Source organism: Conexibacter sp. SYSU D00693, assembly GCF_017084525.1.
Lineage (GTDB): Bacteria > Actinomycetota > Thermoleophilia > Solirubrobacterales > Solirubrobacteraceae > Baekduia.
Genome location: NZ_CP070950.1, coordinates 3,135,795 through 3,155,815 on the forward strand (window position 1 = coordinate 3,135,795; position 20,021 = coordinate 3,155,815).

The following is a 20,021-nucleotide window of genomic DNA, read 5'->3' on the forward strand; positions in this document are numbered from 1 at the left end:
TGCACCCTGTTGAACGGCTGTGAACGCCGCAGGTCGCGCGCTGGGGCGCTGATCGCGGACGGATGTCGTGATGGACGCCGGTCAACCCCGTCCGCGCCGCCGCTCGACCTCCCGCTGGCGCTCGGCGAGCCACCGCTCGGCCTCTCCCGGCTGCCAGAACCGCGTCCCGGCGACGCGCGAGGGCAGCAGCTCCTGCGGCGAGACGCCCTCCGGGCGGTCGTGCGGGTAGTCGTAGGCCTCGTCGCCGGTGGGCGTGTTGCGCAGGTAGCCCGGGGCGGGCGCCGCGCCCTGGTCGCGCACGAGTGCGCGGGCGCGGCCGAGCGCGACGTACGCGGCGTTCGACTTCGGCGCGAGCGCCAGGTACACGGCGCACTGCGCCAGCGCGTGCGCGCACTCCGGCATCCCGACGTGCTCGACCGCCGCGGCCGCCGACGTGGCGACGACGAGGGCCTGCGGGTCGGCGTTGCCGATGTCCTCGGAGGCGAGGATGACCATGCGCCGGACGATGAAGCGCGGGTCCTCGCCGCCCTCGAGCATGACCGCGAGGTAGTAGAGCGACGCGTCGACGTCGCTGCCGCGCGTCGCCTTGATCCACGAGCTCGCCAGGTCGTAGTGCTGGTCGCCCGCCTTGTCGTAGCGGACTGCCGCGCGCTGCAGCGCGTCCTCGGCGGTCTCGAGCGTCACCGGCCCGCGTGACGCCGCGACCTCGAGCGCGCCGAGCGCCGTCCGCGCGTCGCCGGCCGACCGTCGCGCGAGGAAGTCCAGCGCCTCCTCGTCGGCGCGCGCGCCGAGCTCGGCGATGCCGCGGCCCAGCAGCTCGCGGACCTCCTCGGGCTCGAGCGGCTGCAGCTCGACGACCGGCGCGCGGCTGAGCAGCGCGCTGTTGACCTCGAAGCGCGGGTTCTCCGTCGTCGCGCCGACGAGGGTGACGAGGCCCTCCTCGACCGCCGGCAGCAGCGCGTCCTGCTGGGCCTTGTTGAACCGGTGGATCTCGTCGAGGAAGAGCACGGTGCGCCGCCCGGCGCGCCGGCGCTCCTGCGCACGCTCGAGCACCGCCACGACCTCGGCCTTGCCCGCGCGCACCGCGCTGAGCTCCTCGAACGCCGCGTCGGCATGGCGCGCCACGAGCCGCGCGATCGTCGTCTTGCCCGACCCCGGTGGCCCGTGCAGGACCATCGACGTCGGCCGGCCCTGCTCGAGCGCGCTGGCCAGCGCGGTCCCCTCCCCCAGGACGTGGCGCTGGCCGACGACGTCCTCCAGGCGCTGCGGGCGCAGCCGCGCGGCGAGCGGCGCGTCGGGCGGCGGCGCCTCGGCGTGCGGGCGCTCGGGCTCGGGCTCGGCGTCGAAGAGGCGACCCTCCATCGCCCGCAGACCTTGACGGTCACAGCGGCGGCAGCGGGCCGTCGAGCGCGCCGACCAACGCCCCCACGACCGCGGCCCCGAGCAGCACGACGACGATCCCGGCGCGCACGACGAGCAGCAGGACCCCGGCCAGGCCGAGCACGAGCCACTGCCACGCCTCCTCGACCCCGCCGATGAGCGGCACCGCGGCGCCGAGGATCGCGCCCACCGCCGCAGGCCCCGCGCCGTCGAGGAACGCCCGCGCGCGCGGCTCCTTGCGCAGGCGCTCGAAGTGCCGGCCGCCGAGGAGGATCGCCAGGAACGACGGCGCGAAGGCGACCGCCGCGGCCAGCAGCCCGCCGCCGATGCCCGCCGCCGCGTAGCCGACGCCGCCGACCGTCTGCACGACCGGCCCCGGGGTGATCTGGCCCAGCGCGACGGCGTTCAGGAACTCCTGCTCGGTCATCCAGCCGTGCTGGTCGACCGCGTCGCCGCGCATGAGCGGGATGATCACGAAGCCGCCGCCGTAGCTGAGCGCGCCGACCTTGAACGCGGTCCACACCAGGGCGGGCAGGACGCCGACCGACAGCAGGACCGGCGGGGTGCCGCGGCGCCAGACGAGCTCGACCAGCCCGCATCCCAGGAGCACGAGGACGACCCACGGGCCGGCGAGCGCCGCGGTGATCGCCCCCGCCACGACGTAGGCCGCCGCGCGCACGCCGCGCACCGAGGTCCGGCCCAGCGCGACGCCGGCCTCCACGACGACCGCCACGACGGCCGCCCCCGCGCCGGCCGCCGCGCCGCGCGCCCACGCCGGAGGGTCGTCGCCCAGGGTCAGGACGGCGAGCGCGAGGAGCGCGACGAGGCCCGGGACGATGAACGCCAGGCCGCCGACGACCGCCCCGCGCGCGCCCGCGACGCGATGCGCGCAGAAGATCGCCAGCTGCGTGGACGCCGGACCGGGCAGCAGGCCGCACGCCGCGTTGGCGTCCTCGAAGTCGCGTCCGTCGAGCCAGCGGCGCTCGTCGACGCACAGCCGCCGCAGCAGCGCCACGTGCGCGGGCGGCCCGCCGAACCCGATCAGGCCGATGCGGCCCCACTCGCGCAGGACCGTGCGCAGCGAGACCGGCTCCGGCGCCATCGGCGCGATCCTGCCGGTCACGCCGGACCTCCCGCGTGACGGCGGTGTGAACGCCGGCCGGCGGTAGGTTGGAGCGCGTGCCCGACCTCCAGGCCGCCGCGGTGGACCTCCTGCAGCGCCTGCTGCGCCACCGCACGGTCAACCCGCCCGGCGACGAGCGTGCGTGCCTGGAGATGCTGGCCGCCGAGCTGCGCGACGCGGGCTTCGACGAGGTCACGCTCGTCGGCTCCTCCGAGCAGCGCCAGAACCTGGTGGGCCGCCTGCGCGGGAAGGCCGACGGGCCGACGCTCTGCCTCCTGTCCCACGTCGACACGGTCCTGGCCGAGCCGTCGGAGTGGCAGCGTGACCCCTGGGGCGGTGACCTGGTCGACGGCGACGTCTGGGGCCGCGGCGCCCAGGACATGAAGTCCCAGACCGCCGCCGAGGTCGCTGCCGCCTGCGACCTCGCCCGCTCGGACTGGCGGCCCGCCGCCGGCGACCTGCTGGTCGTCGCCGTCTGCGACGAGGAGGTCGGGGGCGAGCTCGGCGCGATCTGGCTGTGCGACACCCACCCGGACCTCGTGCGCTGCGACTTCCTGCTCAACGAGGGCGGCGGCTCGGTCATCCCCCACGGCGACGAGCTGCTCATGGGCGTCTGCGCCGCCGAGAAGGGCGTGCAGCGCTTCACCCTCACCGTCCGCGGCGTCGCCGGCCATGCGTCGATGCCGGCCTTCGCCGACAACGCGCTGCCCAAGCTCGCGCCGCTGCTCGAGCGCCTCGCCACCGCGCATCCCGGCTACGACCTGACCGAGGCGCCGCAGGCGCTGCTCGGCGCCCTCGAGCTCACCGTCGACGACCTCCCGGCGCTGCGCGAGCGCGCCCCGCAGCTCGCCGCCTTCGTCGAGCCGATGTGCAGCGTGACGTTCGCGCCGACGATGGCCGCGGCCTCGACGAAGATCAACGTCATCCCCAGCGCGGCGACGCTGAAGGTCGACTGCCGCACGCCGCCGGGCCTGGGCGCCGACGCGGCGGAGCGCCGCATCCGCGAGGTGCTCGGCGACCTCGAGGGCTGGGAGCTGTCCTTCGACGAGCAGGTCGTCGGCAACGGCTCGCCCGTCGACACGCCGCTCATGGACGCGCTGCGCGGCTGGGCGGGGCGCGAGGTGCCCGAGGCACGGATGGTGCCGGTGATGCTCCCGGCCTACACCGACTCGCGCACCTTCCGCGATGCCTTCCCGGAGTGCGTCGCCTACGGCTTCTTCCCCCAGCGCACCCGCACCCTCTTCGAGATGTGGCCGCTCGTCCACGGCAAGGACGAGCGCATCCACGTCGACGACGTGGGCCTCGCGGCTCGCTGCTACCGCGACGTCGCCAAGGAGCTGCTCGGATGAGCGAAGAGCCGGAGAAGACCCCCGACACCGACCAGCCGCCCGAGGAGAAGCTGCGCCTCGGCGGCATGGCGCTGCGCAACGGCCTGCTCGTCCATGGCCCGACCTCGTGGGCCGCGGCGGTCCGCACGCCGTCCGGCGAGGTCCGGACCGCGTCGGGCCCCAAGCCGCGCGTGCGCGGCCCGGTCGAGCGCGTGCCGCTGGCCCGCGGCGCGATCCGGCTGGCCGAGGCGATGGCGGTCATCCCCCTGGTCAAGCGCGCGCTGCCCGAGGCGCGCCTGCCCTTCCAGGACACGACCGTCCTGGGCGCGATGGCCGCCGCGACGCTCGGGGGCGCCGCGCTGCGCCGCCGCAAGGCCGCCGGCCCCGGGACCGAGGCGCTCGTCGCCGGGCTGTCGCTCGTGCCCTCGCTCATCGCCCTGCGCGGCGGCGAGCTGGCGGCCTACCACGGCGCCGAGCACAAGACGATCGGCGCCTACGAGCAGGACGCCGAGGACCACACGAAGGAGCACGACCGCTGCGGCTCGCACCTCATGGCGCCGCTGCTGGCCTCCAACCTCGCGGGCACCGCGGTCCTCAAGCGCGCCGTCGAGAAGCCGGGCCCGCTGCACGGGCTGGCGCTGTCGGTCGCCTCCGTCGGGGTCGCCGTGGAGGTCTTCGCGTGGTCCGAGCGCCACAGCGACTCGCGCGCGGCGGGCCTGCTGCGCCGCCCCGGCCACGAGCTCCAGCGCGTCATCGGCACGCGCGAGCCGACCGCCGCGCAGCTCGAGGTCGGGCGCGCGGCGCTCGCGGAGGTCCTGCGCGCGGAGGGTGTGGGCGAGGGCGCCCAGAGCGGCTGACGGGGCGTCAGCAGGGCCGATGACGGGGAGGGAGGGTCCATGTCCCGCTCCCGCAGAACCGCGCTGGCCACCCTCGCCGGCGCCGCCGCCGTGCTCGGCGCCCCCGCCGCCGCCTCGGCGGCCGAGGCGCTCTACGGCGTCACCGACCAGAACCGCCTCGTGCAGTTCGCCTCCGACGCGCCGGGCGACGTCCGGTCGTCCGTCCCGATCCGCGGGCTGGCCCAGGGTGAGGTCGTCGTCTCGATCGACGTGCGCCCCGCGACCGACCAGCTCTACGCGATCACGAACCTCAGCCGCATCCACTACGTCAACCCGACGACGGGGGCGACGCGCCTCGTGGGCGCCGGGCCGATCACGCCGAACCTCAACGGCACGACCGTCGGTGCGGACTTCAACCCGGTCGCCGACGCCCTGCGCCTGACGACCGACACCGAGCAGAACCTCCGCGTGCGCTTCTCCGACCAGGCGTCGTTCGAGGACACGGCGCTGTCCTACGCGGCCGGCGACCCGGGCGCGGGCACGAACCCGGTCGTCGGCGGGGTCGCCTACACGTCGTCGGTGCCGGGCGCCACGACGACGACGCTGCTGGGCATCGACAGCGCGCGCGACGCGCTCGTGCGCATCGACCCGCCCAACAGCGGCACGCTGACGACGGTCGGCGCGCTCAACGTCGACGCCGGGCCGATCACCGGCTTCGACATCGCCGCCACCGGCGACGTCGCCTTCGCCGCCTTCCAGACCGCCGGCAGCGGCGCGGTGAACCTCCACCGCATCGACCTGTCGACGGGTCGGGCGACGCCGGCCGCCGCGTCGCCGGCGATCCTCCTGCCGGCGGGCCAGGGCCTCGTGCGCTCGATCGCGGCGGCGGGCCAGGTCGCCGACGACGACACGCGCCCGGAGGCGTCGGTCGCGTTCTCGTCCACGATCCTCGAGGAGAACACCGACACGCTGGAGCCGTCGGTCTCCTGCGACGAGACCTGCGGTGTGTCGATCCGCGCGACGGTGGACGGCTCGAGCGCCGGCACGGGCACGGCGACGATCGTCGGTGCGGGCCGCGAGACGGTCGACATCCGGCTGTCGAGTGCCGCGCGCTCGCGCATCGCGCGCCGTGGGACGGAGCTCATCCGCCTCGCCGTCACGGTGACCGACGCGGCGGGCAACCGCTCGACCCAGGAGCGCACCTCGCGCACCCAGACGCTCAGCGACCGGCGCGGCTAGCCGGCCGTCCGCGGCGGGCGGCGCGGGCCTGCGGGTCCGCGCCGCCTAGCCGGCGGCGCGCAGCACGCCGTCGCAGAGCGTGTGCCAGCCGGCGCGCACCTGCTCGGCGGTGTGGCCCAGCCGCAGCTGCTCGGCGTAGTGCACGCCGGTGAGACATCGCAGCAGGACGTGCGTGAGGTAGCCCGTGGGCGCCCCGGGCGGCAGCGCCTGCTGCAGCAGGACCTCGATGTGGCGGAAGTACAGCTGGTAGGGGCCGCTCGTCAGCCCGTTGCCCCGCTCGGCCTCGGCGAGGAACGCGCCGAAGGCCTCGAGGAAGTCGTGCTTGGCGTCGCCGAAGGCGTGCAGCCGGTCGGCGGCGGGGGCGCCCGGGCCGAGCGGCGCCTCCCCGCGGATGAAGCTGTCCTGCATCTTGCGCTCGTCGTCCTCGAGGAGCGCGAAGAACAGCCCTGACCGGTCGCCGAAGCGCCGGTACAGCGTGCCCTTGCCGACGCCGGCGGTGGCCGCCACGCAGTCCATGCTCACGGCCTCGGGCCCTCGCTCGTCCAGCAGCTGGCGCGCGGCGGCCAGGATGCGCTCGCGGTTGCGGGCGGCGTCCGCGCGCTCCTCGCGCCCGGCGGGCTGGATGACCGGGAGATCGGTGGGGCCGGTGGCGGTGGGCAGGACTTGCACGGTGGTCGGTGCGCAGGCTACGGGACGCCGGCGGCGGCGTCCTGGCGTGCGTGCTCCAGGAAGGCGTTGAGGTGGTCCTCCAGGGCGGCCTGGAGGTCGGGGTCGGCGAGGCGGTGCTCCGTGTCGTGGAAGGCGTGGTGGGCCTGGCCGATGGGGAGGTCGCGCTCGAGGACGCGCGCGCCGGCGATGCCGAGCGCCTTGCGGGCGTCGGCCTGCGCCCAGATGGCGCCGAAGAGGCCGGTCGTGGCGCCCATGACGCCGGCGGGGAGGCCCTTGAGGGCGGCGTCCTCGCGGGGGCGCGAGGCCCAGTCGATGGCGGTCTTGAGGCCGCCGGGCAGCGTGCCGTTGTACTCGGGCGTCGCGATGAGCAGCGCGTTGGCGTCGGCGATGGCGGCGCGCAGGTCGGCGACCGCGGCCGGCGCCTCGCCGGCCTCGTCGACGTCCGGGTCGTACGGGGGCAGCTCGCGCAGGCGGTCCCAGCGCTCGAGGCGGACCCCGGACGGCAGCACCTCGGCTGCCGCCCGGAGCAGGCGCTCGTTGTGGGAGCCGGCCCGCAGCGAGCCGGAGAGGGCGAGCACCTTCATCGTGCTACGCGGCCTGCTCGACCAGCTCGAGGTGGACGATGAGCTTGACCTGCTCGGCCAGGGCCTTGCCGCCCTGCGGGAGGTCGGCGTTCCAGGTGAGGCCGAACTTCGTGCGGTCGATCTCGGCCTCGAGCTCGATGGCGACGCGGGTGTCGCCGCCCAGGCCGGTGATCGGGCCGGCGAAGGAGCCGGTGCCGACGACGGGGAGCGTCGTGCCGCGGATCGTGAGCTCGCCCTCGACGCTGGCGGCGCCGCCGTCGGCGACGGTGATCGTGGTCGAGCGGAAGTCGATGGTCGGGTGGGTCTCGGCGTCGAAGAAGTCGCCGGAGAGGACGTGGCCCTTGAGGTCCGGGAGGTCGATGTCGATCGAGTCGACCTTGACCGAGCCGGTGAGGACGCCGCCCTCGAGCTTGGCGTCGAACTCCTTGAAGGAGGAGCGGAAGGTCGAGATGCCCAGGTGCTTGACGGCCGAGGAGGCGGTCGAGTGGATCGGGTCGATCGTGAAGGTCCCGGTCGGGACCTGCTGCGCGGTGGTGCTCATGGGAGTGGTGCTCCTTGGAAGATGGTGTCCGGGGGTCCGTCGATGCGGACCGGGGTCCGCTTCTATGGGGACACTGTAGCGGACCGTGGTCCGTTTCTCGTAGCGATGTCCGCATGCGGACGTCCGGCCGCTTCCTCGGGCGTCCAGACGCGGTTGAGCCCGCCCACGGCCGTGCCGATGGGATGTCCGTGCCCGTGGCAGACGTCTCGACGGCCATCCAGGACTGGGCGGCGGAGTGGTACTCCGTCATCGGCCTGCTCTTCATGGCGGTCATCGCGTACGTGCTCTTCCGCACGATGCGCCTGATGCCGAAGACCAAGCCGGTCCAGATCAAGCCCCAGGCGTCGACCGAGGTGCGATGGGCCGACATCGCCGGCGTCGACGAGGCCAAGGCCGAGCTGCAGGAGATCGTCGACTTCCTGCGCGATCCCAAGCGCTTCCGCCGCCTCGGCGCGAGCGTCCCGAAGGGCGTCCTGCTCCACGGGCCGCCCGGCACCGGCAAGACGCTGCTGGCCAAGGCCGTCGCCCACGAGTCCGGCGCGCAGTTCTTCTCGCAGTCGGCGTCGTCGTTCGTCGAGATGTTCGCCGGCCTGGGCGCCGCGCGGATCCGTCGCCTGTTCCGCGAGGCGCGCAAGAACGCGCCGGCGATCCTCTTCATCGACGAGCTCGACGCGGTCGGGGCCAAGCGCGGGTCGGACATGAACTCCGAGCGCGAGCAGACGCTCAACCAGCTCCTGGTCGAGATGGACGGCTTCGCGTCCACGGGCGACGTCGTCGTGATGGCCGCCTCGAACCTCCTCGAGAAGCTCGACCCGGCGCTCCTGCGTCCGGGGCGCTTCGACCGCCAGGTCCTCGTCTCGCCGCCCGACGTCAACGGCCGCGAGCGGATCCTGCGCGTGCACACCGACGGCAAGCCCCTGCTCGAGGACGTCGACCTCCGGCTCGTGGCGCAGCAGACCTCGGGCCTCACGGGCGCCGACCTCGCGAACATCTGCAACGAGGCGGCCATCGCCTGCGCCCGGCGCAGTGGCCACGCGCTCTCGCGCCAGGACTTCGACAACGCCCTCGAGCGGGTCATCGCGGGCGTGCAGTCGGGCACGACGCTCACGCCGCACGAGAAGCGCGTCGTCGCCTTCCACGAGGCCGGCCACGCGCTCTGCCGGGAGCTGCTGCCCTCGGCCGACCGCGTGCACAAGATCTCGATCGTCCCCCGCGGGCGGGCGCTGGGCTACGTCATGAACCTGCCCGACGAGGACTCGTACCTCAAGACGCGCGACGAGCTCGTGGACCAGCTGACGGTCCTGCTCGGCGGGCGCGTCGCGGAGGCGGTCGTCTTCGGCGCGGTGACCACCGGCGCGGCCAACGACCTCCAGCGCGTCGCGGAGATCACGCACGCGATGGTCCACGAGTACGGCATGGGCACGGCGACGCCGGCCGCCAGGGCGGTGACCGACGCGGACGTCGTCAGCGACGTCACGCGGCGCATCCGCGACGAGGAGCAGCAGGAGCTCGCCTTCGAGGCCCAGAAGGCCGCCTTCGACCTCATCGAGGGCCACCGCGGCCTGCTCGAGCGCTTCGCGCAGGAGCTGCTGGAGCACGAGACGCTGGAGCGCGACGAGATCGACCGGCTCATGGAGGGCGTCGAGCCCGCCGGACCGGCCCGCCGCGGCGTCGGCCGCATCCAGCTCGTGGCCACCGAGCCCCAGGACGAGGGCCCCTCCGCCTGACCGCTAGGCTCCGGCGCGATGTTCGCCCGGGTCGACCACATCGGCGTGGCCGTCGAGGACCTCGACGCCGCGATCGCCCTCTACGAGCAGACGCTCGGCATGGAGCTCGTGCACCGCGAGACGGTGACCGAGCAGGGCGTCGAGGCCGTCCTGCTCGACGTCGGCGAGAACCACGTCGAGCTGCTCGCACCGCTCGGCCCCGACACGCCCGTCGGCAAGTACCTGGCCAAGAAGGGCCCGGGCATCCACCACGTCGCCTACCAGACGACCGACATCGAGCAGACGCTGTCCGCCCTCAAGGCGGCCGGCATCCGGCTCATCGACGAGACGCCCCGCATCGGCATCCGCGGCTCGAAGGTCGCCTTCGTGCACCCGGGCGCGGTGGGCAGCGTGCTGACCGAGGTCGTCGAGCCCGCCCACTGACCGGGCAGGACAGGAGCACACCATGGCCCAGCGCATCTCCATCGGCTTCCAGGCCTCCCCGCCGCTCGCCCTCCGCGTCTCCGACGACGAGCTCTCCAAGCTCCAGGGCGCCCTGGGCGGCGAGGGCTGGCACGACGTCTCCGCCGAGGACGGCTCCGTCCGCCTCTCCCTCCAGCACGTCCTGTGGCTGCGGGTGGAGAAGGACGAGGCGCGCGTCGGCTTCGGCCTGGGCGGCTGCCCGCCCATGGCCGGCGGGGCGCGCCTCCCCCGGTGGGGGAGCGGAGAAGACGCCACTCGATGACCCAGTTCGCGTTCGACGCGCTGCAAGAGGCGCTGCGGCTCGCGCGTGACGTCCCACCACGTGACGCGCAGGACGCGCCAGCCGGCGTCCTCCAGGAGCGCGTCCCGTCGGGCGTCCTCGAGCTCTGCGACGACGCCCTCGTGGTACGCGCGGCCGTCCGCCTCGATGGCGAACCGCTTCTGGCCGAAGACGACGTCGACCTCGAGGAGCTCGCCTGTCGAGACCTGCACGAGCTCGTTGAACCGCGGTGACGGACGCAGTCCGGCATCCAGGACGAGCTCTGCGACCAGCGCCTCGAGCTTGCTGCGCAGGCGCAGCGCGCGGGATCGACGCGCATCGAGGAAGCGGAGCATCACCCGCCGCCCGGGCTGTCCGCGGTGGCGGTCGACGCAGTCGCGCAGGGCGCGAGGGGTGCAGATGCCCCGGCGCAGGGCCTCGTCGGCCGCGTTGACCGCCACGGTCCTCGGCGCCATCGACGAGAGGTCGATGAGCGTGCGAGCCGGCTTCGTCACCGTGATCCCGCGTGTGGTCACGACGTCGCGGGCGCAGAGCGTCCTCGAGCGATGGACGACGAGGCCCGGGATGGCGTGGTGGACGTCGTCGACGACGGTGACGTGGAGCTCGGGGCGGTCCGGCGTGCACCGCCAGAAGGCGCTCGCCGACCAGGACGTCAGCGCGGCGTCGCCATCGCAGGCCAGGATCGCCGCGAGGCGTTCGCCGTCGCGGGAGAGGATCCGGTGGCCCACGGCATAGACGCCGGCGTGCACCGCGCGGAGCAGGCGCTGCCGGGTGAGGACGTCGATCGCCGTCCCCGGGAAGCCGAGCTCGAGGAGCTGCTTGCGCGTGACGACGCCGTGCTGGCGCTCCGCGAGGTCGCCACAGACCCTCGCCAGCCATCGAGTGGCGGATAGTCCGTCTGGGAGACGGAGAATCCGCCAATCGATGGGCAGGGGGAGCGGGGGGACGAGGAGGCGCTGGGACACCTCCACCACGCTGGTGGCCTCCGGCGCGCGTGTGGCGCGCGCAACGTGCCGATACCGCGCCACCGCGCACGCCAGCGGCGCTCGAGACCGCGCCACCGAGCACGCCAGCGGCGCGCGAGAGCGCGGCACCGCGCACGCCAGCGGCGCGCGGTCCCGCCCGGCCCCGCGTCCCGGCCGTGCCCGCCGCGCCGCCTACAGCTCCCGCCGCGCCAGCCGCATGACCTGCTCGCGCGCGCGGTGGGTGACCGGGCGCCCGTCCCAGCGCGCCGGGTCGATCTCCTCGCTCACGGAGAGGTCGCGCTCGAACTGGGCGTCGAGCTGCGCCACGAACTCCGGCGACTGGAGGCAGAGCGTCGCCTCGTCGTGGAGCTGGAACGAGCGGTTGTCGAAGTTCACGGAGCCCACGGAGGCCCAGGCGCCGTCGACGGCCAGCGTCTTGGCGTGCAGCATGGTCGGGCAGTACTCGAAGACGCGCACGCCGCACTCGAGCAGGCGGCGGTAGGCCGCCCGGCCGGCGACGCGGACGAACTCCTTGTCGATGTGCTCGCCGGGCACGAGCAGGCGGACCGCCACCCCGCGCTCGGCCGCGTCGCACAGCGCCTCGATGAAGGCGGGGCGCGGGGCGAAGTACGCGGCGGTGAGGTCCAGGCGCTCGCGCGCGCAGGCCAGCGCCAGGAAGTACAGCGCCTCGGCGTTCGTGTCGCCGACCTCGGCGACGGAGCGGACGACCTGCATCGGGCAGCCGCCCTCGAGCGGCTCGAGCTCGGGCAGGAAGTCCGGCCCGACCAGGACCTCGCCGGTCGCCTCGAGCCAGTTCTCGGCGAACGCGCCCTGCAGGCCGCGGACGACCGGGCCGTGGACGCGCACGTGGGTGTCGCGCCAGTGGTCGGGGTCCTGCGCGTCGCCCGTCCACTCCTCGGCGATCCCGACCCCGCCGATCATCCCCACGCGCCCGTCGGCGACGAGGACCTTGCGGTGGGTGCGGTTGTTGACCCGTCGCACCGCGTAGGGCTTGACGGGTCGGAAGCGCGCGACGTGCACCCCCGCCTCGCGCATCTCCTTCAGCAGCCCGCGGTCCATCGGGATCGTCCCGACCGCGTCGAGCAGGACGTTCACCCGCACGCCCTCGCGCGCCCGCCGGCACAGCGCGTGCGCGATGTCGTGGGCGATGTCGCCCTTCCAGTAGACGTAGGTCAGGAGGTTGATGGTGTTCTGCGCCTGCTCGATCGTCTCGAGGAAGCAGGGGAAGATCCGGTCGCCGTTGATGAGCAGCTCGGCCTTGTTGCCGACGGAGATCGGCGCCGCGGTGAGCGACTCGCACGCGTGCAGGAACGCCTCGGAGCCGACGTCGAGCCCGTCGCCGGCCAGCCGGTAGCCGTGGCCCTGCTCGCGGCGGTGGCGCAGCGAGTCGCTGGCGTACCAGGCGGTGCCGAAGGCGGCGAGGCCGACCGGCCAGCTCCACCGCGCCGGGACCCGCGGGACCTCGACCTTCACCGCCCCACCACCACGCGCACCAGCTCGTCGTCGACGCCGAAGCGCGAGACCGTCCCGCACGGGCAGACCTCGCCGTCGACGTTGTAGGTCTCCGGGCCCTCGACGACGACCTCGCGGCCGCGGGCGTGGACGACGTCGTCCTGCGCGTGCAGCCGCCCGAGCTTCATCCCCACCGCCCGCCGCGCCAGCCCCAGCCGCGACCCGCCCGGGACGACGAGCACGTCCAGCTCGCGGTCGTCGGGGTCCGTGCCGCCCGTGGCCGAGCCGCCGCCGAAGTGGCCGGTCGCGGCGACCACCACCTGCCACGCCTCGTCGTCGTGCACCTCGACGCCGTCCACCACCACCCGCGCGTGCTCGGGCCCGTGCAGGACACCGGCCTTCGCCGCGCCCACGCCGTAGGCCAGCGCGCCCAGGCGCGGCTTGAGGGGCTTGGCCTCCCGCGCCGCGACGACCGACAGCCCGGCCGACGCGACGTTGAGGAAGGGCCTGCCGTCCATGCGCGCCAGCTCGTACGGGCGGACGTCGGCGTCCGCGTCGACGGCGAGCGCCGCGGCCTCCTCCACGTCCCCGGGCAGTCCCGCGGCACGCGCGAAGTCGTTGGCCGTCCCGGTGGGGACGACGCCGAGCGCCAGGCCGTGGCGCGCCGCGAGCTCCGCGGCGGGACCGAGGGACCCGTCGCCGCCGGCCACCACGAGGCGTTCCGCGTCGCCCACCTCGCACGACGCGTCGAGCTCGCGCACGTCGCACACCCGCAGCTGCGCGCCGTGGCGCTCGAGCACCTCGCGCACCGAGGACGCCGACCCGCTCCCCGACCGCTCGTTCGTCGCCAGCAGGACGCGCACCACGGCGATCCTCCCCAGGGAGGCCGTCCGCCAAGCGAGGACCGCCCGGACATCCGTCCGCGCCGCGCGCCGCGTAGCCTCCCGCGCCGTGGCGCGTCTCCCCCTCGCCCCCGAGCCCGCCGCGCGGCGCTCCCTGCGCGCGCGGTTCGCCGCCGGCCCCGTCGGCCGGCGCGTCGTGGCGTTCGACCTCGTCGGCTTCCGGCTCCTGCGCGTCACCCCGCGTGCCGAGCCGGCGGTGCGTCGCTTCAGCGCCTGCGGCGAGCACGCCGCGTGCTGGATCGCCGTGGGGGCGGTCGGCGCCGCCGTGGACCGGCCGCGGCGCGAGCGCTGGCTCAAGGCGCTGGCCATCGTCGCCCTCGCCTACGCGATCAACGTCGTGCTCAAGTCGGTCGTCCGGCGCAAGCGCCCCGTGATCGACGGGCTGCCGGCGCTCATCGCCACCCCCACGAAGCTGTCGTTCCCCAGCTCGCACGCCGCGTCGTCGTTCGCCGCGGCGCGGGCCTACTCGGCCCTCGTCCCCGGCGCGCCGCTGTACGCGACCGCCGCGGCGATGGCCACCAGCCGGGTGATGCTCGGCGTCCACTACCCCTCTGACGTCCTCTGCGGCGCCGCCCTCGGCGCCGGGATCGGGAGCCTCGCGCGATGAAGGTCGGCATCGTCGGCATGCCCAACGCCGGCAAGTCCTCGCTGTTCAACGCGCTGACGAAGGCCGGCGCCGAGGCGGCGAACTACCCGTTCACGACGATCGAGCCCAACGTCGCCGTCGTGCCCGTGGAGGACGAGCGGATGACGAAGGTCGCCGACACCGTCCGCGCCTCGGGGATCGTCTGGGACACCATCGACTTCCACGACATCGCCGGGCTCGTCCGCGGCGCCCACGAGGGTGAGGGCCTGGGCAACCAGTTCCTGGCGAACATCCGCGAGACCGACGCCGTCGTCCACGTCGTGCGGGCCCACAACGACCCGAACGTCATCCACTCCGAGGGCCGCGTCGATCCCGTCGGCGACATCGAGATCATCGAGACCGAGCTGGTCTTCGCCGACCTCGAGCAGGTCGAGCGCCGGCTCGAGCGCGTCGTGCGCTCCGCCCGCGGCGGCGACAAGGCGGCGGTCGCCGAGCAGGCCTGGCTCACCGAGGTCCAGGCCGCGCTGCAGGAGGGCAAGGCCGCCCGCATCGTGCCGATGCCCGACGACGTCGAGGCCCACCAGACCGTCCAGCTGCTCACCGCCAAGCCGGTGCTCTTCGTCGCCAACGTCGACGAGGGCGACGACGAGGTCCCCGCCGCGATCGCCGAGCACGCGGAGGCCGAGGGGGCCGTCGCGGTGGCGATCTCGAGCCGCCTGGAGGCCGAGCTGTCCGAGCTCGACGACGAGGAGGCCGCGACGATGCGCGCCGAGCTGGGGGTCAGCGAGTCCGGCCTCCAGCGCGTGGTCCGCGGCGCGTTCGACCTCCTGCGCCTCATCGCGTTCTTCACCGCCGGCGAGGGCAAGCCGGCGCAGTGCTGGCACCTGCGCAACGGCCTCACCGCGTGGCACGCGGCGGGCGAGATCCACAGCGACATCCAGAAGGGCTTCGTCCGGGCCGAGGTCGTCGGCTGGGAGGCGCTCGTCGAGGCCGGCGGCTACGCCGGCGCCCGCGACCGGGGGACGCTGCGCCTCGAGGGCCGCGACTACGTGATGCAGGACGGCGACGTCCTCACGGTGAAGTTCACCCCGTAGGCGACGGCGGGTAGAGCCCCGTCCATGCTGACCTACCTGCTGCTGCTGGCGCTCACGGGCCTGATCGTCGGCGGCCTCGCGCGCCTCGCGCTGCCCGGCCCCGACCCGATGGGGGTGCTGGCGACGATCGGCCTCGGCCTCGCCGGCTCGTTCATCGCCGGCCTCATCGTCTACGCGATCGCCGGCGACGACGGCCGCGGCCCCGGGATCCTGCTCAGCGTCCTGTGCGCGACCGGGCTGATGTACCTCGTGCGCCGCAGCCGCGGCCAGGGCCTGGAGTCGACCCGGCGCCGGCCGGGCCACATGGCGCGCTAGCTAGGCGACCGAGCGGACCGGCTCGCGGTCCTCCTCGGCCGCCTGGCGGCCGCGGAGGTCCGTCGGCGGCGGCGGCGCTCCGGCGCCGCCGCGCGAGTCGCGCATCAGGCCCCGGAACGCCCACACCGGGATCCCGAGCAGGACGATCAGGCCGCCGACGAGCGCCAGCCACGGCAGCGCGTCGCCGAGACCGCCGCGGCCCTCGGGCACGCGGGTGCCGGTCGCCTCGGCGACCTCGGTGGAGCCGCGCCACAGCGCCGTGCGCTGCGCGTCGGCCGCCAGGACGTCCCAGGCCGGCTTGCGCTGGCCCTCGTAGGTGATGAGGCCCTTGTTGTGGATGCCGTCGCGGGGGATGCCGGTGCGCTTGGCGCCGCCATCCCAGTCGGGCTTGACGGCGAACTCCCGCAGTGTCCAGTAGATCGCCCCGCCGATGCGCGGCGTGCGCTCGACGACGTCGAGCACGCGGCGCACGTAGTCGGTCTGGAAGGCGTAGGTCTCCTTGACCGACGCGGGCCCGTCGAAGGTGGACTCCGCACCGAACTCGGTGACGATGAGCGCCGCCCCGGGGTACTTGCGCTGCGTCGCGCGCAGGAACGGCCCGAGGTCCTCGATGTTCGCGGTCGAGCGGTCCTTCTTGCCGGGGTACCAGCCGAAGTACGAGTTGATCCCGAGCAGCGGGAACTTCGCGTAGGTCTCCTGGCGGTCGTAGCCGGGGTAGCTGAGGAGGTCGACGGACGCGGGCAGCGTCGGGTCGAGGTCGCGGGTGAGCGTCCGCGCGTCGAGCAGGAAGCGGCGCGTGCCCGGCACCTGGTCGGGGATCACCGACAGCTCGTTGCCCACCGAGTGGGTGATCACCGACGGGTGGCTGCGCGCGCCGAGGACCGTGCCGCGGACGGTGTCCAGCGCGGTGCGGCGCTGGGCGGCGGTCTCCAGGAGGCGGTCGCGGTGGTAGATCGGCGCCTGGGACCAGACGAGGATGCCCTCCTCGTCGAAGCGCTCGAGCAGGCGCTCGTCGAGCAGGTAGTGCGCGCGGGTGACGTTCGCGTTGAGCGCCTTGAGCTCGCGGACGATCCACTCGACGTCGGCGTCGGTCAGGGCCGCGCCGTGGCCGGGCGCGTCCTCCTGGATCGACGCGCCGCGCAGCTCGACGGGGCGGCCGTTGAGGCGCAGCAGGCCGTCCTTGACCTCGACGGTGCGCAGGCCGACCTTCTTGCGCTCCTCCTGCACGAGCGTGTCGCCGTCGCGGACGCGCAGCACCGCGCTGTAGAGGTTGGGCGAGCCGGGCTGCCAGAGCTGGGCGTCGCCGTCGACCGGGACGTCGAAGCGCACGCGCGTGCGCTCGCCCGGCGACAGCGGGCGGGTCTCGACGGCCTTGCCGGAGACCGTGCCGTCGGGCGCGCGCAGCTGGACGCCGACCTGCGGCCGGGCCGTCCCGGGACCGACGCCCGTGAGCTCGGCGTCGACGAGCACCCGCCACCGGCAGCCCGCCTCGCCGCAGACGCGGCGCGGCATGAGGCCGGGGCGGTCGGCGACGACGGTCCCGCGCGGGACGAGCTGCACGGGCTTGCTGATCCCGCCCCAGTTCCACCAGCCCTCGCGGGGCTCCTTGGCCTTGCGGTTGTCGACGCGCACGACGAGCGTGTGCTCGCCCGTCCCGAGCTCGCCGGCCGGGAGGTCGAACGGGACATAGGGGTCGCGGTGCTCGCCGAGGCGGCGGCCGTCGAGCCAGACCTCGGCCGTCCGGCGGACCTGGCCGAAGCGCAGCGCCCAGCGCTGGGCGGCCGGCGCGTCGGGCGCCCGGAAGCGGACGCGGTACCAGCCGACCGTGCCCCAGAAGCGCCCTTCGTCCGGGCGCGGGTCGAAGAGGTGGGGCACCTCGACGGGCTGCCAGCCCTCGCCGGTCGTCCCGCTCTGCAGGCCGTCGGCGCGGCCCTGGTCCTGCGGGTCGGGCAGGTACTGCCAGGCGCCCTCGAGGGGGCTGGGCGTCGCCCGCGGCTCCTGGGCGGAGGCGTGCGCCGTCAGCGCGCAGGTGAGCGCGACCACGAGCACGAGCATCCGGCCGAGGGCACGGGTCACCGCCTCCATTGTGGCGAACCCGTCCCCGGTGGGGGGCCGCCCCACCGCGGCGCGGACCCCGGAGCGTCTCACCGCAAACCGGTCAACCTCGATGCCAAGCGGGCCATGCCGTGCTCCTCGGCCATCGCAGCGGCGCGCTGCGCGTCGAGCGGCGCGTCGGCCGGGCGCTCCACGTCCACCGGCTGGAGCGTCGCCATGCGGCGGAAGGCGAGCAGCTCGTCGCGCTGGGTCTCCAGCGTCCCGCGCACGCGGGGCTTGAGCGAGATGGGCAGCTCGAGCAGGGCGTCGAGGGACCCGTGCTCGCTGAGCAGGTCGCGCGCGGTCTTCTCGCCGATGCCCTTGGCGCCCGGGATCCCGTCGCTGGGATCGCCGCGCAGGGCGATGAAGTCCGGCACCTGGGAGGGCTCGATGCCGTAGCGCGCGCGGACGCCGGCGACGTCGATGGGCTGCGGGCCCTCCTTGCCGCCGGGCCACAGGACCCGTACGGACGCCGAGACGCACTGGAACATGTCCCGGTCGCCCGTGAAGAGCATCGCGGTGCCGCCGGCCTCGGTCTCCACCCGGGCGTAGGCGCCGAGGAGGTCGTCGGCCTCGAGCTCGTCGTGGCGGTGCACGAGGAAGCCGAAGGCCTCGAAGAACTCGCGCGCCATGCGCCACTGGTGCTCGAGGTCGTCGGGCATCGGCGGTCGGTCGGCGTGGTAGCCCTCGAACAGCTCGACGCGGTAGTGGGCGGCCTCCTCCCCGAAGCACAGGACCGTCGCCCGCGGGCCGAAGCGCTCGTGCGCCTGGAGCAGGAGGTTGGCGCAGCCCAGCAGGGCGTTGCGCGGACGGCCGTCGGGGCCCTTGATCGAGTCGGGCAGCGCGAAGAACGCGCGGTAGAGCAGGGACGGCGCGTCGACGGCGAGCAGCGGTCCGGCGGCGGGGGCCATGGTGGTCGCGCACCCTACGCTGGCCCGTAGAGGTCCGGATGCCCAAGGTCCCCCGCTCCCGCATCGCCCGCACCGCGAAGTTCGGCTCCATGGTCGCCGGCCAGGGCGTGCGCCGGCTCACCGCCCGCAGCGACGAGCGCCGCGGCGAGTGGGCGATGGGCGCCGCCGAGGAGCTCGTCGCGACCCTCGGGCAGATGAAGGGCGCGGCCATGAAGCTCGGCCAGGTCCTCTCGACGGTCGACTTCGACCTCGTCCCCGAGGAGCACCGCGAGGAGTTCAAGGCCAAGCTCGCGGCGCTGCGCGACCAGTCCCCGCAGGTCGCCTTCAAGGACATGCGGCGGGTCGTCGAGCAGGACACGGGCGAGCCGCTGCACCGCACGTTCGCCGAGTTCGACGAGCAGGCGATCGCCGCCGCGTCGATCGGCCAGGTCTACCGCGCCCGCACGCACGACGGCCGCGACGTCGCGGTCAAGGTCCAGTACCCGGGCGTCGCCGAGGCGGTCGAGACCGACCTGCGCAACGCCGGGATGCTGATCCCGCTCGTGCGGCGCATGGCGCCCGGCCTCGACGCCAGGGCGCTGCTCGCCGAGCTGCGCGACCGCATCGGCGAGGAGCTCGACTACGAGCTCGAGGCCCAGCACCAGCGCGCCGTCGCCCGTGCCTTCCGCGGCCACCCGTTCGTCGTCATCCCGCAGGTCGACACGTCGCTGTCCAGCCGCCGCATGCTCGTCAGCGAGTACGTCCCGGGCACCGGCTTCGAGGCCGTCAAGGCGCGGCCCGAGGCCGAGCGCGACCGCTTCGCCGAGATCTGCTTCCGCTTCTTCTACGGCCTGCTCGAGCGCGAGCGCCTCGTCGCCGGCGACCCGCACCCCGGCAACTACCTGCTCGCCGACGACGGCCGCGTCTGCTTCCTGGACTTCGGCCTCATGCGCAAGATGGACCAGGCCTACCTCGACGCCGAGCGCGCCCTCGCCCGCGCCGTCGTCGCCGGCGACGCCGCCGAGGTCCACCGCGGCCTGGCCGAGCTCGGCTACCTCCCGGACCCCGACGCCTTCGTCCCCGAGGACGTCCTCGGCCAGCTCCAGGCCGCGGGCGAGTGGTACTTCACGCCCGGCTTCCGCCGCCTGGACCCCGAGTTCGTCCGCCAGACGATGGAGACGAGCTCCTCCCCGCGCTCGGCCTACTTCGACCAGATGCGCCGCCAGACCATCCCGCCCCAGGCCCTGCTGCTGCGCCGCATGGAGGGGCTGCTCTTCGGCGTCCTGGGCGAGCTGCGCGCCGGCGGCGACTGGGGCACCCTCGCCCTCGAGTACATCGCGGGCGCGCCGCCGAGCACCGAGCTCGGGCGCGAGGAGGCGGCGTGGCTGGGGGAGCCGGTCGCGGCGCCGTAGGGACGGCGGGTGAGGCGTTGCGCCCATGCGCCGCTGGTCGCGCACTGTGGCCCGCCGGTCGGAGGGCCGTCTCGGGGTCCGGCGCGCGCCCCGCGTCGACCACCCTGCAGTCGAGGTCCTC

The 20,021-nt window shown here is 74.8% G+C and carries 20 protein-coding genes and 1 pseudogene; 11 read left to right on the forward strand and 10 right to left on the reverse strand.

Annotated elements, in window-relative coordinates:
• Positions 1-81: 81 nt before the first annotated feature.
• Positions 82-1,362 carry a replication-associated recombination protein A gene (locus JUB12_RS15595; RefSeq protein ID WP_205696333.1) on the reverse strand — a complete coding sequence of 427 codons (1,281 nt, stop codon included), beginning with the start codon at positions 1,360-1,362 and terminating at the stop codon, positions 82-84.
• Between the two features lie 19 nt (positions 1,363-1,381).
• Positions 1,382-2,482, reverse strand: coding sequence for a chromate transporter (locus JUB12_RS15600; protein WP_205696334.1), 1,101 nt, complete (start codon positions 2,480-2,482; stop codon positions 1,382-1,384).
• Positions 2,483-2,559: 77 nt separating this feature from the next.
• Between JUB12_RS15600 and JUB12_RS15605 the strand changes: the two genes are divergently transcribed.
• Genes JUB12_RS15605 through JUB12_RS15615 form a run of 3 tightly spaced genes read left to right on the forward strand, consistent with a single transcriptional unit; the run spans position 2,560 to position 5,906 of the window.
• Positions 2,560-3,852 (forward strand): M20/M25/M40 family metallo-hydrolase, encoded by a 1,293-nt coding sequence (locus JUB12_RS15605; RefSeq protein WP_205696335.1) that lies wholly within the window; start codon positions 2,560-2,562, stop codon positions 3,850-3,852.
• A complete protein-coding gene (locus JUB12_RS15610) occupies positions 3,849-4,688 on the forward strand; it encodes a DUF1385 domain-containing protein (protein WP_205696336.1) in 840 nt (279 codons plus the stop codon). Before JUB12_RS15605 ends, JUB12_RS15610 begins: the two co-directional genes overlap by 4 nt.
• 39 nt (positions 4,689-4,727) lie before the next feature.
• A complete protein-coding gene (locus JUB12_RS15615; RefSeq protein ID WP_205696337.1) occupies positions 4,728-5,906 on the forward strand; it encodes a DUF4394 domain-containing protein in 1,179 nt (392 codons plus the stop codon).
• A 45-nt stretch (positions 5,907-5,951) separates the two neighbouring features.
• Here the strand turns inward: JUB12_RS15615 and JUB12_RS15620 are convergent, their stop codons facing one another.
• Genes JUB12_RS15620 through JUB12_RS15630 form a run of 3 tightly spaced genes read right to left on the reverse strand, consistent with a single transcriptional unit; the run spans position 5,952 to position 7,700 of the window.
• Positions 5,952-6,575 carry a TetR/AcrR family transcriptional regulator gene (locus JUB12_RS15620; RefSeq protein ID WP_241004288.1) on the reverse strand — a complete coding sequence of 208 codons (624 nt, stop codon included), beginning with the start codon at positions 6,573-6,575 and terminating at the stop codon, positions 5,952-5,954.
• Positions 6,576-6,592: 17 nt separating this feature from the next.
• A complete protein-coding gene (locus JUB12_RS15625; protein ID WP_371822238.1) occupies positions 6,593-7,159 on the reverse strand; it encodes an NADPH-dependent FMN reductase in 567 nt (188 codons plus the stop codon).
• Positions 7,160-7,163: 4 nt separating this feature from the next.
• The gene (locus JUB12_RS15630) at positions 7,164-7,700 is read right to left on the reverse strand and encodes a YceI family protein (RefSeq protein ID WP_205696339.1); all 537 of its coding nucleotides are present in this window, start codon (positions 7,698-7,700) and stop codon (positions 7,164-7,166) included.
• Positions 7,701-7,888: 188 nt separating this feature from the next.
• Between JUB12_RS15630 and JUB12_RS15635 the strand changes: the two genes are divergently transcribed.
• Genes JUB12_RS15635 through JUB12_RS15645 form a run of 3 tightly spaced genes read left to right on the forward strand, consistent with a single transcriptional unit; the run spans position 7,889 to position 10,151 of the window.
• Complete coding sequence (locus JUB12_RS15635; protein WP_205696340.1) at positions 7,889-9,427, forward strand: ATP-dependent metallopeptidase FtsH/Yme1/Tma family protein; 1,539 nt, start codon at positions 7,889-7,891, stop codon at positions 9,425-9,427.
• A gap of 18 nt (positions 9,428-9,445) precedes the next feature.
• Positions 9,446-9,850, forward strand: a complete 405-nt coding sequence (gene mce / locus JUB12_RS15640; RefSeq protein ID WP_205696341.1) for a methylmalonyl-CoA epimerase — start codon at positions 9,446-9,448, stop codon at positions 9,848-9,850.
• 22 nt (positions 9,851-9,872) lie between these two features.
• Positions 9,873-10,151, forward strand: a complete 279-nt coding sequence (locus JUB12_RS15645) for a hypothetical protein (RefSeq protein ID WP_205696342.1) — start codon at positions 9,873-9,875, stop codon at positions 10,149-10,151.
• Positions 10,152-10,216: 65 nt separating this feature from the next.
• On the opposite strand, the pseudogene JUB12_RS22380 reads toward JUB12_RS15645, so the two are convergent.
• Positions 10,217-10,624: pseudogene (locus JUB12_RS22380) on the reverse strand (DUF559 domain-containing protein); the annotation flags it as partial.
• A gap of 90 nt (positions 10,625-10,714) precedes the next feature.
• Between JUB12_RS22380 and JUB12_RS15655 the strand changes: the two are divergent.
• Positions 10,715-11,062 carry a hypothetical protein gene (locus JUB12_RS15655; RefSeq protein ID WP_205696343.1) on the forward strand — a complete coding sequence of 116 codons (348 nt, stop codon included), beginning with the start codon at positions 10,715-10,717 and terminating at the stop codon, positions 11,060-11,062.
• 264 nt (positions 11,063-11,326) lie between these two features.
• Here the strand turns inward: JUB12_RS15655 and JUB12_RS15660 are convergent, their stop codons facing one another.
• A complete protein-coding gene (locus tag JUB12_RS15660) occupies positions 11,327-12,628 on the reverse strand; it encodes a phosphatidylserine/phosphatidylglycerophosphate/cardiolipin synthase family protein (RefSeq protein ID WP_205696344.1) in 1,302 nt (433 codons plus the stop codon).
• The gene (locus tag JUB12_RS15665; RefSeq protein ID WP_205696345.1) at positions 12,625-13,470 is read right to left on the reverse strand and encodes a diacylglycerol kinase family protein; all 846 of its coding nucleotides are present in this window, start codon (positions 13,468-13,470) and stop codon (positions 12,625-12,627) included. The genes JUB12_RS15660 and JUB12_RS15665 overlap by 4 nt, the downstream gene beginning before the upstream one ends.
• 88 nt (positions 13,471-13,558) lie before the next feature.
• Here JUB12_RS15665 and JUB12_RS15670 point away from each other — a divergent pair, with 88 nt between their 5' ends.
• From JUB12_RS15670 to JUB12_RS15680, 3 genes are read left to right on the forward strand one after another with little or no spacing between them, the layout of a single operon-like run.
• Positions 13,559-14,116, forward strand: coding sequence for a phosphatase PAP2 family protein (locus JUB12_RS15670; protein WP_205696346.1), 558 nt, complete (start codon positions 13,559-13,561; stop codon positions 14,114-14,116).
• Positions 14,113-15,189, forward strand: a complete 1,077-nt coding sequence (gene ychF, locus JUB12_RS15675; protein ID WP_205696347.1) for a redox-regulated ATPase YchF — start codon at positions 14,113-14,115, stop codon at positions 15,187-15,189. Before JUB12_RS15670 ends, ychF begins: the two co-directional genes overlap by 4 nt.
• 24 nt (positions 15,190-15,213) lie before the next feature.
• Positions 15,214-15,504 (forward strand): GlsB/YeaQ/YmgE family stress response membrane protein, encoded by a 291-nt coding sequence (locus JUB12_RS15680; RefSeq protein WP_205696348.1) that lies wholly within the window; start codon positions 15,214-15,216, stop codon positions 15,502-15,504.
• Here the strand turns inward: JUB12_RS15680 and JUB12_RS15685 are convergent, their stop codons facing one another.
• Together JUB12_RS15685 and JUB12_RS15690 are read right to left on the reverse strand one after the other, a co-directional pair.
• Entirely contained in the window at positions 15,505-17,580 is a 2,076-nt protein-coding gene (locus JUB12_RS15685) for a glycoside hydrolase family 2 protein (RefSeq protein WP_205696349.1), read from the reverse strand.
• Positions 17,581-17,648: 68 nt separating this feature from the next.
• Positions 17,649-18,509: a 5'-3' exonuclease gene (locus JUB12_RS15690; RefSeq protein ID WP_205696350.1), complete on the reverse strand. Its 861-nt coding sequence runs from the start codon at positions 18,507-18,509 to the stop codon at positions 17,649-17,651.
• Between the two features lie 38 nt (positions 18,510-18,547).
• Here JUB12_RS15690 and JUB12_RS15695 point away from each other — a divergent pair, with 38 nt between their 5' ends.
• On the forward strand, positions 18,548-19,900 hold the full coding sequence (locus JUB12_RS15695) for an AarF/ABC1/UbiB kinase family protein (RefSeq protein ID WP_205696351.1): 1,353 nt from the start codon (positions 18,548-18,550) through the stop codon (positions 19,898-19,900).
• The last annotated feature ends 121 nt before the right edge of the window (positions 19,901-20,021 follow it).